General features: G+C 68.9%; 15 protein-coding genes. All 15 read right to left on the bottom strand.

What is annotated here, in order from left to right; genetic code table 11:
- Positions 1-37: 37 nt before the first annotated feature.
- Positions 38-301 carry a phosphoribosyl-ATP diphosphatase gene (locus tag LTA6_RS15835; protein ID WP_341974777.1) on the bottom strand — a complete coding sequence of 88 codons (264 nt, stop codon included), beginning with the start codon at positions 299-301 and terminating at the stop codon, positions 38-40.
- The gene (rpe, locus tag LTA6_RS15830) at positions 298-1,005 is read right to left on the bottom strand and encodes a ribulose-phosphate 3-epimerase (protein ID WP_341974775.1); all 708 of its coding nucleotides are present in this window, start codon (positions 1,003-1,005) and stop codon (positions 298-300) included. The genes LTA6_RS15835 and rpe overlap by 4 nt, the downstream gene beginning before the upstream one ends.
- Positions 983-2,512, bottom strand: a complete 1,530-nt coding sequence (locus LTA6_RS15825; protein ID WP_341974773.1) for a transcription antitermination factor NusB — start codon at positions 2,510-2,512, stop codon at positions 983-985. Before LTA6_RS15825 ends, rpe begins: the two co-directional genes overlap by 23 nt.
- Complete coding sequence (gene fmt, locus LTA6_RS15820; RefSeq protein ID WP_341974772.1) at positions 2,509-3,429, bottom strand: methionyl-tRNA formyltransferase; 921 nt, start codon at positions 3,427-3,429, stop codon at positions 2,509-2,511. The genes LTA6_RS15825 and fmt overlap by 4 nt, the downstream gene beginning before the upstream one ends.
- Positions 3,430-3,446: 17 nt before the next feature.
- Positions 3,447-5,405, bottom strand: a complete 1,959-nt coding sequence (locus LTA6_RS15815; RefSeq protein ID WP_341974771.1) for a primosomal protein N' — start codon at positions 5,403-5,405, stop codon at positions 3,447-3,449.
- A gap of 34 nt (positions 5,406-5,439) precedes the next feature.
- A complete protein-coding gene (metK, locus tag LTA6_RS15810; RefSeq protein ID WP_341974769.1) occupies positions 5,440-6,633 on the bottom strand; it encodes a methionine adenosyltransferase in 1,194 nt (397 codons plus the stop codon).
- Between the two features lie 90 nt (positions 6,634-6,723).
- Positions 6,724-6,981, bottom strand: coding sequence for a DNA-directed RNA polymerase subunit omega (rpoZ, locus tag LTA6_RS15805; protein ID WP_042536631.1), 258 nt, complete (start codon positions 6,979-6,981; stop codon positions 6,724-6,726).
- Between the two features lie 64 nt (positions 6,982-7,045).
- Positions 7,046-7,954, bottom strand: coding sequence for a guanylate kinase (gmk, locus tag LTA6_RS15800; RefSeq protein WP_341974767.1), 909 nt, complete (start codon positions 7,952-7,954; stop codon positions 7,046-7,048).
- Entirely contained in the window at positions 7,947-8,792 is an 846-nt protein-coding gene (pyrF, locus tag LTA6_RS15795) for an orotidine-5'-phosphate decarboxylase (protein ID WP_341974764.1), read from the bottom strand. The genes gmk and pyrF overlap by 8 nt, the downstream gene beginning before the upstream one ends.
- Positions 8,789-12,076 (bottom strand): carbamoyl-phosphate synthase large subunit, encoded by a 3,288-nt coding sequence (gene carB / locus LTA6_RS15790; RefSeq protein WP_341974762.1) that lies wholly within the window; start codon positions 12,074-12,076, stop codon positions 8,789-8,791. Before carB ends, pyrF begins: the two co-directional genes overlap by 4 nt.
- Positions 12,076-13,218, bottom strand: coding sequence for a glutamine-hydrolyzing carbamoyl-phosphate synthase small subunit (carA, locus tag LTA6_RS15785; protein ID WP_341974760.1), 1,143 nt, complete (start codon positions 13,216-13,218; stop codon positions 12,076-12,078). The genes carB and carA overlap by 1 nt, the downstream gene beginning before the upstream one ends.
- A complete protein-coding gene (locus tag LTA6_RS15780; RefSeq protein WP_341974758.1) occupies positions 13,215-13,742 on the bottom strand; it encodes a hypothetical protein in 528 nt (175 codons plus the stop codon). Before LTA6_RS15780 ends, carA begins: the two co-directional genes overlap by 4 nt.
- Positions 13,739-15,043, bottom strand: coding sequence for a dihydroorotase (locus LTA6_RS15775; RefSeq protein WP_341974757.1), 1,305 nt, complete (start codon positions 15,041-15,043; stop codon positions 13,739-13,741). The genes LTA6_RS15780 and LTA6_RS15775 overlap by 4 nt, the downstream gene beginning before the upstream one ends.
- Positions 15,040-16,005, bottom strand: a complete 966-nt coding sequence (locus tag LTA6_RS15770; protein ID WP_341974755.1) for an aspartate carbamoyltransferase catalytic subunit — start codon at positions 16,003-16,005, stop codon at positions 15,040-15,042. Before LTA6_RS15770 ends, LTA6_RS15775 begins: the two co-directional genes overlap by 4 nt.
- Complete coding sequence (pyrR, locus tag LTA6_RS15765) at positions 16,002-16,532, bottom strand: bifunctional pyr operon transcriptional regulator/uracil phosphoribosyltransferase PyrR (protein WP_341974753.1); 531 nt, start codon at positions 16,530-16,532, stop codon at positions 16,002-16,004. Before pyrR ends, LTA6_RS15770 begins: the two co-directional genes overlap by 4 nt.
- Positions 16,533-16,602 lie beyond the last annotated feature (70 nt).

Raw genomic sequence — 16,602 nt, 5'->3', positions numbered from 1 at the left:
GGAAACCTTCAGATGGGGTCGACAGGGGCGGAGCGCATCAGAGATGTCGGTAGACGTCCTGCAGGCTCAAGCCCTTCGCGATCATCATCACCTGCACGTGGTACAGCAGTTGGGAGATCTCCTCGGCCGCTGCCTCGTCGGATTCGTACTCGGAGGCCATCCACACTTCGGCGGCCTCTTCGACGATCTTCTTGCCGATCGTGTGCACGCCGCCGTCGAGCTCGGCGACCGTGCCCGATCCTGCCGGACGAGTCTCGGCCTTGACGCTGAGCTCGGCGAACAGCTCGTCGAAAGTCTTCACGATTCCAGGCTAGCGGCTCGTGCGGCGTCCCTGAGCCGCGTGACGGCGGCCTCCACGTCGTCGGCCCCGTAGACGGCGGAGCCGGCGACGAACGTATCGGCTCCGCTGGCGGCGGCGAGCTCGATGGTGCTGTCCGAGATGCCGCCGTCGACCTGCAGCCAGACGTTCGAGCCGCGCCGTCGTGCTTCGTCGGCCAGTGAGCGCAGCTTCGGCATCGTCTCGGGCATGAAGCCCTGGCCGCCGAATCCGGGCTCCACCGTCATCACGAGGATCTGGTCGAACTCATCGAGTACGTCGTACAGGCCTTCGGCCGGGGTGCCCGGCTTGATGGCTATTCCGGCGCGGGCACCCATGTCACGCAGGCGCCGCGCGAGCGAGATCGGATCGGCGGCCGCTTCGAGGTGGAACGTGACGCTGGCGGCTCCCAGCTCGGCATACGCGGGCGCCCAGCGGTCGGGGTCGGTGATCATGAGGTGGACGTCGAGCGGGATGGGGCTGGTCGCCTGGATGCGCTCGACCATCTGCGTCCCGAAGGTGAGGTTCGGCACGAAATGGTTGTCCATCACGTCGACATGGGCGAAATCGGCGGTGGCGATCTTCGCAAGATCGCGCTGCATGTTGACGAAGTCGGCGGCGAGGATGCTGGGATTGATGCGCGGGGCGCGGGGAAGGTCCACGGGTCTATTCTCCCTTCCCGGCGGCATCGCCGGGATCTGTCGCGGCCGGATCTGCCGCGGTGCGCTGCAGCAGCGCGAGGAACATCGCGTCGGTGCCGTGGCGGTGCGGCCAGAGCTGCACGGATCCGCCATCGGGCTGGTCGTCGCGCGTCCCGAGATCGATCGGCGATTGCGCGATGTGCGTCAGCACCGCCCGTGCGTCGAGCTCGTGGAGGTCAGCGCGCCCGCGCAGCACCTCTTGCACGACCCCGGTGGTCTCAGCGAGGTGCGGTGAACAGGTGACATAGGCGACGATGCCACCGGGCGCGAGCGCCTCCACAGCGGCCGACAGGAGCTCCTCCTGCAGCGGAACGAGCTCGGCGACATCGGCCGGGGTCTTCCGCCAGCGAGCCTCAGGCCGACGGCGAAGGGCGCCGAGGCCCGTGCACGGTGCGTCGACCAGGATGCGGTCGTACTGCCCGACACGGTCGCGAGCGAGCGTGCGGCCGTCCTCTTCGTCCACGACGACGTCACCGGGAACAGGGCGGAGAGCGTTGCGCACGAGCCCCGCCCGCGCGGGGATGATCTCATTGGCCTCGAGAAGAGCGCCGTGCTGCGCGGCGATGGCCGCCAGCAGTGCGGTCTTGCCACCGGGGCCGGCGCACAGGTCGAGCCAGCGCTCCCCCGAGCGGATCGGCGCCGCCGCGGCAAGGGCGAGAGCCACGAGCTGGGATCCCTCATCCTGGACGCGGACCTTGCCTCCGGAGCCGGCCACGATCCGATGGGGATCGCCGCCGGGCGAGCCGAAGGCGGTCGCGGCGTACGGGCGGCGCGGCTCCCCCTGCTCGGCCAGTCCCGGCAAGGCGACGAGCGTCACTTCGGGTGAGACGTTGTCGGCCTCGAGAAGCGCCTCCAGTTCGTCCGCGCGACCCTCAGCGGCGAGGGCTCTGCGCAGCGCGCGGATCACCCACACCGGATGCGCCGTGCGGAGGCTGAGTCGCTCGTCGTCGGACCGCGCCGACCGCTCGATCCGCTCCTGCCACTCCCCCGGTGTCTCCCTCGCGATCCGCCGGAGCACCGCATTCGTGAAGCTCGCCGCCCCGCGGCCCTGAGCGTCTGCGGCGAGATTCACCGACTCGTTCACAGCGGCGTGCGAGGCCACTCGCGTCGCCAGGAGCTGATGCACCGCGAGTCGCAGCGCATCGAGCACGGCCGGATCGATCGATGCGGTGTCGCGATCCGCTGCCGCCTCGATGATCGCGTCGTACATGCCGCGTCGGCGGAGCGTCCCATAGGCGAGTTCGGTGGCGAGAGCCGCATCCTGCGTCGAGAGTCCTGCGTCGGCGATCGCCGACGGCAGCAGGAGGTTCGCGTAGGCGTCGGAGTCGCTGACCGCGCGCAGCACGTCGTAGGCGACGCGGCGTGCGGGCTGGACCGCCCGGGAAGGCTGCACCGTACGGGACGGCTGGCCGCCACCGCGGCTCGAACTCCGGCGGTCGGATCCGGGTGCGCCCTGGCCCTGCGGGTGCCGGGGACGACGCTGCTGGCCGCTCATGCGCCTGCTCGCAGATCTTCCGCACCGCGCTGACCGCGCCACCAGTCGACGGCGCTCATGGCCGCCTTTCCGGCCGGCTGGACGCGGGTCACGGCGAGCGGGGCGGTGGACGTGCCGATCAGCAGTGCCGCCTTGCCCGCCGCGATCGTCCCCGGCGGCATCGCTTCGACGTCGGTGGCTCTCTGGGCTTCGAGGATCTTCACCCGCGATCCGCCGATGGTCGTGTGGGCCCCGGGCTCGGGGGTCACACCACGGAACCGCGCATAGACGAGGTCGAGGGTCTGCGACCAGTCCAGCAACCCGTCCTCCAGGGTGAGTTTGGGAGCGACGGTCGCCGTGCCGGTCTGAGGCATGGCGTGCGCCGCGCCGGTCGAGATGCCGGCGACGACCTCTGCGGTGAGCTCGGCGCCCCCGACGGCAAGCGCGTCGAGGGCGGCATCCGCCGTCGCTCCGTCCGGAATCGCGATCGTCCGTGCGGCGAAGACGTCGCCGGCGTCCAACTCGGCGACGAGCTGGAACACGCTCGCTCCGAATTCTGCGTCACCCGCGATGAGGGCACGTTGGACAGGCGCGGCACCCCGCCACTGCGGGAGCAGCGAGAAGTGCAGGTTGATCCAGCCTCGAGTCGGCGTCGACAGCAGCGGCTCGCGCACCAGACCGCCGTACGCGACGATCACGCCGAGGTCCGGACGCAACGCGGCGATGCGCGCCGAAGCCTCCTCGTCCAGACGAGCCGCCTTGATCACCGGGATACCGAGTTCGCCTGCGACCGCCGCGACGGGCGAGGGCGTCATCACGCGCTTGCGACCGAGGGGGGCATCCGGCCGGGTCACCACCGCGGCGATGTCGTGCTCCGTCGCCAAGCGGCGGAGTGTCGGGATGGCGGCGGCTGGTGTGCCGGCGAAGACGAGGCGCATGAAGGTTCTCCGGAAGGTCAAAGCTCTGGGTCGAGGATATCGAGGCGCACCGTGAGAGTGCTGCGGGTCGCACGGCCGCGGCCGCGGCGGTGACGAACGGCCTCGGCGACGACGGCGGCGCGAAGTGTCGTGGCGACGCGCTGGCCCGATCCGTAATCGAACCGGAGCAGGGCGCGCAGGCGCGGAGGGTCATCGTTCGATTCGATCGGCACCGGTCCGAGCAGCGCGTCGGCGGGCAGTGCGAGTTCTCGCACCGTCTCCAGGGCGCGGGTGATGGCGTCGGTGGTGCCCTCGATCTGCGCGACCCTCATGATCGGAGGCATGTGCAGCGGCGCGCGGGATTCGAGTTCCGTTCGGGCGTACCCCGCGTGGTTCCAGGTCGCGAGCGCCATCGCCACCGGGCCGTTGACGCCGACCAGGTGGATGGGAGCGCCGGGTGCGGCGAGAGCGGCCGCGTTCGACCACCAGCGCAGGCATGCCTCGCCGACGCGAAGATCGGGGGCCTGCAGCATCCGTGCACCGTCCAGGAGCACCACGGCACGATAGCCGCCCTCGGCGAGCGGCTCCGCTCCGCGAGTGGCGACGACCAGCGCCGGCCGCGCATCGACTTTGGCGACGGGGTGTGCGCCATCGGCGACGATCACACGCACTCCGGGAAACGCACGACCGAGTTCATCTGCCGTGCGCTCGCTCCCTGACGACGCCAGGCGCAGTTGCACCCCGGAGCACGACGGGCAGGCCCAGGCGCGCGCCGACCGCCCGCACCAGCCGCAGACCGGCACGGCTCCGCGGTGTCGCGCTCCGAGCGGCCCGCCGCAATGTGCGCACCGGGCCGGCGTGCGGCATCCTGCGCACACCAGTGACGGCGAGAAGCCCGGGCGTGACACCTGGACGAGGACCGGTCCCTCCGCCGCGGCTGTCCGCGCGGCGAGGAAGGCCGACGACGGCAGTCGCTGCCCCTGCGGCTGCTCCATCTCCTGCGGAGTGCTCAACAGCACGCGCGGTAGCACGCGCCGCGCCGCACGAACGTCCTGAAGCCAGCCGTGCAGCACGAGCCGCTCGGTGTCGGTGGTGCGGGTGTTTCCGGCGATCAGGAGGGCCGACCCCTCCTGCTCCTGGCGAAGCAGCGCCGCGTCGCGCGCGTTGATGTAGGGCGCGAGCTGCTCTCCGAGCAGAGGATCTCCGTCGTCCCAGATGACGACCAGTCCGGCCTCGACCGGCGCGTAGACGGCCGAGCGGTTGCCGACGACGATGCACGGCGCATCTTCGAGGGTGCGCAGGAACGCGCGATAGCGATCAGGATTCGACTGTCTCGAGTCGTGGCGCACCACGGCTTCGTCCGGCACCAGAACCGAAAGCGTCTTCAGCAGGCTGTCGACGTCTCGGTGATCCGGGACGACGAGCACCGCCGACGACCCCGACGACAGGGTGCGCACCGCCACGGCCGCCAGCAGCTGCGCCCATGCCGGAGAATCGTCATCCAGCGCAGGGATCGCCTCGACCGCGGCGCGTCCGCGCTCCGTGAGTACAGCCTCGAGACCTTCGTAGCGCCCGATCACCTCTGCGGCACGAGCGAGCGCGGTCTCGTGCGGGCGGACGGCAGGAGCATCCGCCGTCCATGCCTTCTCGACTCGGACCTGCCGCTTGGGAATGGCGAGGCGCAGGACGTCCGAGGCGGAACCCGCGGCCCGATCAGCGGCACGCCGGGCCAGGCGATACAGCCGTTCCGGCAGCACCGAGGCCGTCGACACGATGCTCTCCACCTCGGAGAGCGCACGATCCGCGTCATCTTCGGTATCGACCTCGATGACGTACCCGTCGATCACCCGGCCCGCCGTGCGCAGGGGGACGCGAACGCGGACGCCGAGCGGCACCTCGCCGAGTTCCGCAGGCAGCGCGTAGTCGAAAAGCCGGTCGAGCTGCGGCAGCGGGGAGTCCAGGAGAACTCGCGCGATGCGTCGGCTCTCGGTGCTCATGAGGGCTGAGGTATCCGGGGGAACCGATTCCCCATCAGAGCCCGGCAGCGCGGCGCAGCTCTTCGGCGCGGTCGGTGCGCTCCCAGGTGAAGTCGGGAAGCTCGCGGCCGAAGTGCCCGTAGGCGGCGGTCTGCGCGTAGATCGGCCGGAGGAGGTCGAGCTCTTCGATGATCGCCTGCGGACGGAGGTCGAACACCGTGCTGATCGCCTGGATGATCGCCTCGTCGGAGACCTTGCCGGTACCGAACGTCTCGACGTACAGGCCGACCGGACGGGCGACCCCGATGGCATAGGCGATCTGCACCTCGAGGCGGTCGGCGAGACCTGCGGCCACCGCGTTCTTCGCGACCCATCGGGTGGCGTAGGCGCCGGACCGATCGACCTTCGACGGGTCCTTGCCGCTGAAGGCGCCGCCGCCGTGGCGCGCCGCACCGCCATACGTGTCGATGATGATCTTGCGGCCGGTGAGGCCGGCGTCGCCCTTGGGGCCACCCGTGACGAACGGGCCGGCCGGGTTGATGTAGTACGTCACATCGGAGAGGTCGAGGCCCGTGGTCGCCAGGATCGGAGCGATGACGTGCTCGCGCAGCTGTGCTTTCAGCTCATCCTGGGAGATATCCGGATTGTGCTGCGTCGACAGCACCACCGCATCGACGGTCTTCGGAGTGAAGCCCTCGTAGCCGAGTGTGACCTGGGTCTTGCCGTCGGGGCGCAGGAACGGGAGCAGTCCGGAGCGGCGCACCTCGGCGAGGCGTTCCGCGAGGCGGTGCGCCGTCCAGGCGGCCATCGGCATCAGCTGCGGCGTCTCATTCGTGGCGAAACCGAACATGATGCCCTGGTCGCCGGCGCCGAGCGCGTCGAGTGGGTCGCTCGAGGAACCGTCGCGATGCTCCTGCGCGTTGTCGACCCCGTGGGCGATGTCGGTCGACTGCTCGCCCACCGAGATGCTCACGCCGCAGGAATCGCCGTCGAAGCCGGTGTCGCTGGAGGTGTAGCCGATGCCGTTCACGACCTGGCGGACGATCGTGGGGATGTCGACGTAGGCCTCGGTGCGGATCTCGCCGGCGACGTGCACGAGCCCCGTGGTCACGAGAGTCTCCACAGCAACCCGGGATTCCGGGTCCTTGGCGATGAGGCCATCGAGGATGCTGTCTGAGATCTGGTCACAGATCTTGTCCGGATGCCCCTCGGTGACGGACTCGGACGTGAACAGACGCAGCGCGCTCATCGGTGCTCCAGAACGGGGACGGACGGGGAAAGGGTGGATGCACCCATTCTGAACCGCGCCTCCGACAAACGGGGAGGCGCGGTCCGAATGTCACTCTGCGTGACGCAGGCGGAGCTTGTCCTCGTTGATCTCGTGCAGCGCGATGGTGAGCGGCTTGTCCTCGACGGACGAGTCGACCAGCGGGCCGACGTTGTCGAACAGGTTGCCCTCGTGCAGGTCCGAGTAGTAGTCGTTGATCTGACGGGCGCGCTTGGCCGCGTAGATGACCAGTTCGTACTTCGAGTCGACGCGGTCGAGCAGGTTGTCGATGGGGGGATCGATGATTCCGTTGGTGTGGTGTCCGGCCATGGTGAGACCTCCTGATCAGGCGACGGGATCGTCGCGAAGACGGTGCAATAGGCGCGGGAGACATTCAGCGCGCAGAGCTTGAAGACAATTCTACGACCTCGCGCGCGGCGACGGCGACGTCCTCGTTCACGATGCGGTGATCGAACTCGCTCTGGGCGGCCAGTTCGACCTTCGCCGTGCGGAGTCGACGGGCCCGTTCTTCCGCCTCTTCGGTGCCGCGTCCGACGAGTCGCTGGACCAGTTCGTCCCAGCTCGGCGGCAGCAGGAAGATCAGCGTCGCGGACGGCTCGGCCTTGCGCACCTGGCGTGCTCCCTGCAGGTCGATCTCGAGCAGCACGGTCTTTCCCTGGCTCAGGGCGAGGTCGATCGGCGCCCGCGGCGTGCCGTAGCGGGAGCGGTTGTGCACCACGGCGAACTCCAGGAGTTCTCCGTCGGCGATGAGGCGATCGAACTCGGCGTCATCGACGAAGTAGTAGTGCACGCCGTCGATCTCCCCCGGTCGAGGTGCCCGAGTCGTCGCCGAGACCGAGAGATGGATCTCGGGGTGGTTCTCCCTGATGTGCGCTGCGACCGTGCCCTTACCGACGGCCGTGGGGCCGGCCAGCACGAGCAGACGACTGCGGCCATCACGGGGCTGCGCTTCCGGGAATCGCCCGTCCAGCCATTCCCTGAGCAGCACGCGCTGGCGCACGCCGAGTCCACCGAGCCGCTTCACCGGGGAGATATGCAGCTCGTCGAGGATCCGATCGCGCTTTCCGGAACCGATCGCCGGCAGCGCCAGCAGGAAGTCGGTGATGCGCATGGAGCCGGCGACGGAGTCGGCATCGGCGATGGCGTGTGAGAGCACCGTCTGCGGCGTCGTCACCCGCATCGTGAGGTCACGCTTGAGCGCGGCGCGCGCGCGCCGACGCTCGACGGCCTTCCGTGCCGCCGCTGCGCGGTCGACATCGGGGACGGTCCTGACTTCAGCCATGGGTCACCTCGAGATACTGCGCGTTGCGCGCGTCGATGGCCGCGGCGAGACCCGCCGGGCCGGCCGTCAGGATGCTGCGACTCTCGCTCGCGATCACGCAATCGCTCATCGTGCCGAACCGCGCGCGGAGGTCCTCCGGTGCGGCACCCTGCACGCCGAAGCCGGGGGCGAGGATCGGTGCGGGCGGCGCGAAGGCCGCGAGTCCGGCATCCGTCCAGTCGACGGTGGCGCCGATGACGAAGCCGAAGCTCCCCCACTCCCCCGTCGGCGTGGACTGGGCATTCCGTGCCGAGACTTCGGCGATCACCGCGGACGACACGGTTTCGCCCCGCTCGTTCGAGGAGCGCTGCAGAACCTCGGCCTCCGGGTTGCTGGTCGCCGCCAGGACGAACAGCCCCTTGCCGGTTCGCTCCGCGAGCGCGAAGGCGCCGTCGAGCGCTCCCACACCGAGGAACGGGTTCACGGTGACGGCGTCGGCCTCCAACGGCGAACCCGGGGTCAACCAGGCGGCGGCGTAGGCGTCCATCGTCGACCCGATGTCACCGCGCTTCGCATCCGCGATCACGATGAGGCCGGCTGCGCGGGCGGCCACGAGCACGTCCTCGAGGGCGGCGATGCCGACAGAGCCGAATCTTTCGAAGAACGACACCTGCGGCTTCACGATCGCTGCACGGCCGGCTGCGGCATCCACCGTTCGAAGACCGAACTCCCTGGCGCCGGCCGCATCGTACGACAGCCCCCAGGAGTCGAGGAGGCCGGCGTGCGGATCGATGCCGACGCAGAGCGGTCCGCGCGCGAGCAGCGCCGCGCGAACCCGCTCCCCGAAACGTGCGCTCACAGGGCCGCCTGACGATCGAGCGCGTATTCCTGAAGACTGCGGACGTCGAAGCCCTTGTGCGCGGCATCCATTCCGCTGACCGCAGCACCGAGCACCGCCATCGTCGTGAAGAGGGCCTTGTCCGCGGCGACGGCGGCCGCCCGGATCTCGTAGCCATCGGCACGCGCCGTGCCACCGGACGGCGTGTTCACGACGATGTCGATCTGTCCGTCGTTGATGAGGTCGACGATGTTCTGCGCGCCGCTGGTCTGCGTCTCGCTGTACTTCTCGACCACCGTCACCGCGATGCCGTTGCGCGACAGGATCTCGGCCGTTCCTTCGGTCGCGACGATCGTGAAGCCCAGCTGCTGCAGCCGGTGAGCCGGCAGGATCACGGCGCGCTTGTCGGAGTCGGCGACCGAGATGAACACGGTTCCCGATGTCGGCATGCCGCCGTAGGCAGCGGCCTGGCTCTTCGCGAACGCGGTCGGGAAGTCCTTGTCGATGCCCATCACCTCACCGGTGGAGCGCATCTCCGGGCCGAGCACGGAGTCGACGATCTTGCCGTCCTTGGTGCGGAAGCGCTTGAAGGGCAGCACGGCCTCCTTGACGGCGACCGGCGCGCCCAGTGGCACGCGCGAGCCATCGCGCTCCGGCAGCATCCCCTCGCCGATCAGCTCGGCGACAGTCGCGCCGACCATGATCCGGCTGGCGGCCTTCGCGAGCGGGATACCCAGAGCCTTCGAAACGAACGGCACCGTGCGGCTCGCGCGCGGGTTCGCCTCGATGACGTAGAGCACGCCGGCGCTGATCGCGAACTGCACGTTCAGCAGGCCGCGGACGCCGACGCCCTCGGCGATCGCCAGCGTGGCGGTGCGCACCCGGTCGATGTCGGATCGACCGAGCGAGATCGGGGGCAGGGTGCAGCTGGAGTCTCCGGAGTGGATGCCGGCCTCTTCGAGGTGCTCCATGACGCCGCCGATGTACAGATCCACGCCGTCGTACAGCGCGTCGACGTCGATCTCGATCGCATCGTCGAGGAACCGGTCCACCAGGAGCGGCTTGCCCTCTTCGATGATGACCTCGCCAGCCGTGCGCACGAAGTAGTCGCGCAGGCTCTCGGTGTCGTAGACGATCTCCATGCCGCGCCCGCCGAGCACGAAGCTCGGGCGGACCAGCACCGGGTAACCGATGTCCTCGGCGACCGCGACGGCGCCATCGACATCGGTTGCGGTGCCATGACGCGGGGCGACGAGCCCTGCGGCATCCAGGATGCCGCTGAACAGCGCACGCTCCTCGGCGAGGTCGATCGCCTCGGGGCTGGTGCCGAGCACGGCGTAACCGGCCGCTTCGATGCCCTTCGCCAACCCCAGCGGGGTCTGGCCGCCGAGCTGGCAGACGACACCCAGGATGGTGCCGCTGGCGGCTTCCGCGTCGAGCACCTCGAGAACGTCCTCCAGGGTGAGCGGCTCGAAGTAGAGCCGGTCGGAGGTGTCGTAGTCGGTGGAGACGGTCTCCGGGTTGCAGTTGACCATGACGGTCTCGAAGCCGGCATCCGAGAGCGCGAACGAGGCGTGCACGCAGGAGTAGTCGAACTCGACGCCCTGTCCGATACGGTTCGGGCCCGAGCCGATGATGACGACCTTGGTGCGATCGGACGGCGCGACCTCGGTCTCGAAGTCGTAACTCGAGTAGTGGTACGGCGTGAGTGCCGGGAACTCGCCGGCGCAGGTGTCGACCGTCTTGTAGACCGGGCGGATGCCGAATCCGTGGCGCACCCCGCGCACCTCGGCCTCGGTGGTGCCGCGGAGCTCGGCCAGCTGCGCATCGGAGAAGCCGTGCTCCTTCGCGTAGCGGAGCGTGGCCGCATCGAGTTCGTCCGCCGTGCGCACGATCTCGGCGACCTCGTTGATGAGGACGATCTGGTCGATGAACCAGGGATCGATGGCGGTGGCGTCGAATGCCTGCTCGATCGTGGCGCCCTTGCGCAGCGCCTGCTGCAGCACCACGATGCGGCCGTCCGTCGGGGTCTTCGAGATTTCCAGGAGCTCCTCGACGCTACGGTCCTCGGTGCCCCAGTGGAAGCTCGAGCCGCGCTTCTCCAGCGAGCGGAGCGCCTTCTGCAGCGCTGTGGCGTAGTTGCGGCCGATCGCCATCGCCTCGCCCACGGACTTCATGGTGGTGGTCAGCGTCACATCGGCGGCCGGGAACTTCTCGAAAGCGAAGCGCGGCACCTTGACGACGACGTAGTCGAGTGTCGGCTCGAAGCTCGCCGGAGTCACTCCGGTGATGTCGTTCGGGATCTCGTCGAGACGGTAGCCGAGCGCGAGCTTGGCGGCGAGCTTGGCGATCGGGAACCCCGTCGCCTTCGAGGCGAGGGCGCTCGAGCGCGAGACGCGCGGGTTCATCTCGATGACGATGATCCGGCCGTTCTCCGGGTTTACGGCGAACTGGATGTTGCAGCCGCCGGTGTCGACGCCGACGGCGCGGATGATGTCGATGCCGATGTCGCGCAGCTTCTGGTACTCGCGGTCGGTCAGCGTCAGCGCGGGGGCGACGGTGATCGAGTCGCCGGTGTGCACGCCGACCGGGTCGACGTTCTCGATGGAGCAGACGACCACGGTGTTGTCGGCCGTGTCGCGCATGAGCTCGAGCTCGTACTCCTTCCAGCCGAGGATCGACTCCTCCAGGAGCACCTCGTTGGTCGGCGAGTCGTGAAGCCCTGCCCCGGCCATGCGGCGCAGGTCGTTCTCGTCGTAGGCGAAGCCCGAGCCCAGACCGCCCATCGTGAACGAGGGGCGCACGACGAGCGGGTAGCCGAGCTCGCCTGCAGCGGCGAGAACCTCGTCCATCGTGTGCGCGATGCGGCTGTCCGCGACATCGGCTCCGGCGTCGAGCACGAGCTGCTTGAAGATCTGGCGGTCTTCACCCTTGTTGATCGCCTCGAAGCTGGCACCGATCAGCTCGACGTCGTACTTCTCGAGGATGCCGTGATTGTGCAGCTCGATCGCCGCGTTCAACGCGGTCTGGCCACCGAGAGTCGGGAGGATCGCGTCGGGCTTCTCCTTGGCGATGATGGTCTCGATGACCTGCCAGGTGATCGGCTCGACGTAGGTCGCGTCGGCGAAGTCCGGATCGGTCATGATCGTCGCCGGGTTGGAGTTGACGAGGATGACGCGGACGCCCTCCTCGCGGAGCACACGGCACGCCTGGGTGCCGGAATAGTCGAACTCGCAGGCCTGGCCGATGACGATGGGGCCGGAGCCGATGACGAGGACGGAGCGGATGTCGTCGCGCTTGGGCATTACTTGGCGTCCTTGTTCTCGCGGACCATTGCCGCGAAGCGATCGAAGAGGTAGTTGGCGTCGTGCGGGCCGGCAGCGGCCTCGGGGTGGTACTGCACCGAGAAGGCGGGGATGTCGAGGGCGCGCAGTCCTTCGACCACGTTGTCGTTCAGCCCGATGTGGCTGACTTCGACCTTGCCGTAGCCGTTCGGGCTGTCGAAGGGGCCGTCAAGCGGAGCGTCGACGGCGAAGCCGTGGTTGTGCGCGGTGATCTCCACCTTGCCGGTGGTCTTGTCGAGCACCGGCTGGTTGATGCCGCGGTGGCCGAACGGCAGCTTGTAGGTGCCGAGGCCGAGAGCGCGGCCGAGCAGCTGGTTTCCGAAGCAGATGCCGAAGAACGGCAGGCCCGCATCCAGCACCTCGCGCAGCAGGTCGACGTGCCCGTCGGATGCCGCCGGGTCACCGGGACCGTTGGAGTAGAACACGGCGACCGGATCGATCGCGCGGATCTCGTCGATGGTGACGTTCTGCGGCAGCACGTGCACGTCGAAACCGCGAGCGGCGAGGTTGTCGATCGTGGCCTGCTTGACCCCGAGGTCGAGGACGGCGAGGTCACCGATCCGGTCTCCCAGCGCCGTGGTGATCGTCGCGACGTCGACCGAGACCTCGGCCGAGAGGTTGCGGCCGGCCATCTGCGGGGCTTCCTGCACGGAGCGCAGCTGCTCCTCCGGGTCGAGCCCGGCGGCCGGGCCGGAGAAGATCCCGCCGCGCATGGATCCGGCCGCGCGGATGTGCCGGGTGATCGACCGGGTGTCGATGCCGCTGATGCCGACGATGCCGTCTGCGATGAGCGCGGCATCGAGCGAGGTGTCGGCACGCCAGTTGGAGACGACACGTGAGGGGTCGCGGACGATGTAGCCGGACACCCAGATGCGGCGGGACTCGGGGTCCTCGTCGTTCATGCCGGTGTTGCCGATATGCGGTGCGGTCTGCAGCACGATCTGCCCGGCGTAGGACGGATCGGTCAGCGTCTCCTGGTAGCCCGACATGCCGGTGGCGAAGACCACCTCGCCGAGCGTGGTGCCCAGCGCGCCGTAGGCGCGTCCGGTGTGGCGGGTGCCGTCTTCGAGGACGAGGACGGCGGGTTCTGGCAGAGAGGTCATTGTGCGGCTCCTGTGTCGGGGGCGGCTGGGCCGTCGGATGCGGCGACGAGTCGCTGCAGTGCGGAAATCAGGTTCTTCGGGTCGCCGGTGGTGAGGCGAAGGTAGGAGTCGACGATCGTGTCGTCGTCGACATTCCAGGCGATGCGGACGAGGCCGCCGGGTTCGACGACACGGTCGATGGTGACGGTCGCGCGATCGACTGAGCGGAGTTTCGGCGAGGCGAGGAACACCGTCGGGGCGCCGTCCAGGCAGAGCGCGACTCCGCGGTCGGTGATCGCGAGCTCGCCCCGCGCCCGATACGCCAGCGGCGAGATCGTGAGACGCTCCAGCGGCTTGTCGTGCTGGGTGGTCGAGACGTAGAGGACTTCGTGACGGCTGTCGACCTCGGCGTGCTCGGGGACGCCCAGCGGGGCGGTGAGGCCGGAATCGCGACGCAGACGTCGTCGCCAGGCGAAGTACATCGTCAGCAGCACGAGCAGTGCCACGGCGATCGTGATCGCGATGGCGATGTCGCGTACGCTCATCCGTTCAGCTCCTCGACGACAGCGCCGGCATCCACCGTCACGGTGCCGGCGTGCACCGTGTACTGCACGCGACCGGGCAGCGGTCGGCCGAGGTAGGGCGAATTGGTGCTGCGCCCGTGCAGGTCGGCCTCGGTGAAGACGCCGTCGACCGACGCGTCGTACAGAGTGATCTGCGCGGGTGCGCCGACCTCGAGCGGTGTGCCGTGTCCGGCGAGCATGCCGATACGCGCCGGGGCAGCACTCATCACCCGCGCGACGTCCGCCCAGCCGATGAGGCCGGTCTGCACCATGGACTGGTGCACCACGCGCAGGGCGCTCTCCAGGCCCACCATGCCGTTGGCTGCCGCCTGCCACTCGCACGCCTTGTGCTCACTGGGGTGCGGAGCGTGGTCGGTCGCGACGATGTCGATCGTGCCGTCAGCGAGGCCCTCGCGCACGGCGAGCACGTCCTCTTCCCGACGAAGCGGCGGGTTCACCTTGTACCGGGCGTCGTAGCCCCGCACCAGCTCGTCCGTGAGGAGCAGGTGGTGCGGCGTGACCTCGGCGGTGACGTTGATGCCGCGCTTCTTGGCCCAGCGGATGATGTCGACGGAGCCCGCCGTGGAGAGATGGCAGACGTGCAGACGCGATCCCACATGTTCGGCGAGCAGAACGTCCCTGGCGATGATCGATTCTTCGGCGACGGCGGGCCAGCCGGCGAGGCCGAGCTCTGCCGAGACCGTACCCTCGTTCATCTGCGCGCCTTCGGTGAGGCGCGGGTCCTGCGCGTGCTGCGCGATGACGCCGCCGAAGGACTTCACGTACTCGAGAGCCCGGCGCATGATGAGGGGGTCGAACACGCAGAAGCCGTCGTCGCTGAAGACGCGCACCTTCGCACGGGAGGAGGCCATGGCGCCGAGTTCGGCGAGGCGCTCGCCCTTCTGCCCGACGGTGACCGCGCCGATGGGCTGCACGGTGGCGTAGCCTGCGGCCTCGCCGAGGGCGAGTTCCTGCTCGACGACGCCGGCCGTGTCGGCGACCGGTGAGGTGTTCGGCATCGCGAAGACGGCCGTGAACCCACCGGCGGCAGCTGCTCTGGTGCCGGTGAGGATCGTCTCGGACGCTTCGTAGCCGGGTTCACGCAGATGCGTGTGCAGGTCGACCAGGCCGGGCAGCGCCACGAGCCCGTCTGCATCGATGGTGCGAGCACCTGCCCTGCTGAGGCCTGCGCCGATCTCGGCGATCGTTCCGTTCTCGATGATGATGTCGGCGCTCTCCGCGCCGAGAAGCCGTGCGCCGGTGATGACGAGGGTCTCGTTCACAGGTCTCCCCCTCGTTCGTCGTATCGTTCTCCTGCCAGCAGCAGGTACAGCACAGCCATCCGGACGGAGACTCCGTTCGCCACCTGTTCCAGCACCGTCGAGCGGGGCGAATCAGCGGCTTCGGAGGAGATCTCCAGTCCTCGGTTCATCGGACCGGGGTGCATCACAATGCTACCTTCCGGAAGCCGGGCCACACGCAGTGCGTCCAAGCCCCACCGTCGGGAATACTCCCGCTCAGTCGGGAAATATGCGGCATTCATGCGCTCGAGCTGAATCCGCAGCATCATCACGGCATCCGGCGCCTCGGCGAGAGCCTCGTCGAGGTCGTAGACGACGCGCGCCGGCCAGAGCGACACGTTCTGTGGCACCAGCGTGGGAGGAGCGACGAGCGTCACCTCGGCACCGAGCGTGGCGAGGAGCCAGACGTTGGAGCGTGCGACGCGGGAATGCAGCACGTCACCGACAATGACGACGCGGATCCCGGAGAGGTCGCGCCCTCGGCTGGAAGCGCCGAAGCGACGCTTGCGGATCGTGTACGCGTCGAGCAGCGCCTGGGTCGGGTGCTCGTGCGTGCCGTCGCCGGCATTCACCACGCCGGCGGAGATCCAGCCGCTGGTGGCGAGGGTCTGCGGGGCGCCGGAACCCGGATGGCGCACGACGACGGCATCCGCTCCGATGGCCTCCAGGGTCTGCGCCGTGTCCTTGAGGCTCTCGCCCTTGGAGACACTGGAGCCTTTGGCTGCGAAGTTGATGACATCTGCAGAGAGACGTTTCGCTGCGGCTTCGAAGGAGATGCGCGTGCGGGTGGAATCCTCGAAGAAGAGGTTCACGACCGTCTTGCCGCGCAGGGTGGGCAGCTTCTTGACCTCGCGGGACTGGGTGTCTGCCATGTCCTCGGCGACATCGAGGATCTGCAGGGCGGTCGCCTTGTCGAGCGTGCGGGTGTCGAGGAGGTGTCTCATTCGCCGATCGTCACCTCCTCGGCGCCGTCGTTCTCACGCAGGCGCACGTTCACCCGCTCGGTCCGAGCGGACGGGATGTTCTTGCCGACGAAGTCGGGTCGGATGGGCAGCTCGCGGTGCCCGCGGTCGACGAGGATCGCCAGTCGCACCGCTGCGGGTCGGCCGATCGACTGGATCGCGTCGAGGGCGGCGCGGATGCTGCGGCCGGAGAAGAGGACGTCGTCGACGAGGACGACCGTCTTGCCGTCGATGCCGCCGGCGGGGATGTCCGTCGGGTGCGGGGACCGCGTCGGATGCTTGGACAGATCATCGCGGAAGAGCGTGATGTCGAGCGACCCGACCGGGATGATGGTCTGCGCGATGTCGCTGACCAGCGCGCCGAGGCGGTGAGCCAGCGTGACGCCCCGGGTCGGAATCCCCAGCAGGACGAGGTCGGAAGCCCCCCGATTGGATTCGAGGATCTCATGTGCGATACGGGTCAATGCCCGCGAGATATCGGCTTCATGCAGCACAGTGCGCGTGCTCATCGGCCGCTCCCTTCTCCGCCTCACAGGACGGTGTTAAAGGTTGCTTGCGTGGTCGAGTCTACCGGAACGC

The organism is Microbacterium sp. LTA6 (assembly GCF_045690355.1).
Classification (GTDB): domain Bacteria; phylum Actinomycetota; class Actinomycetes; order Actinomycetales; family Microbacteriaceae; genus Microbacterium.
Note: the sequence above shows the minus strand (reverse complement) of the source record. Positions and strands in the feature narration are given on the sequence as shown.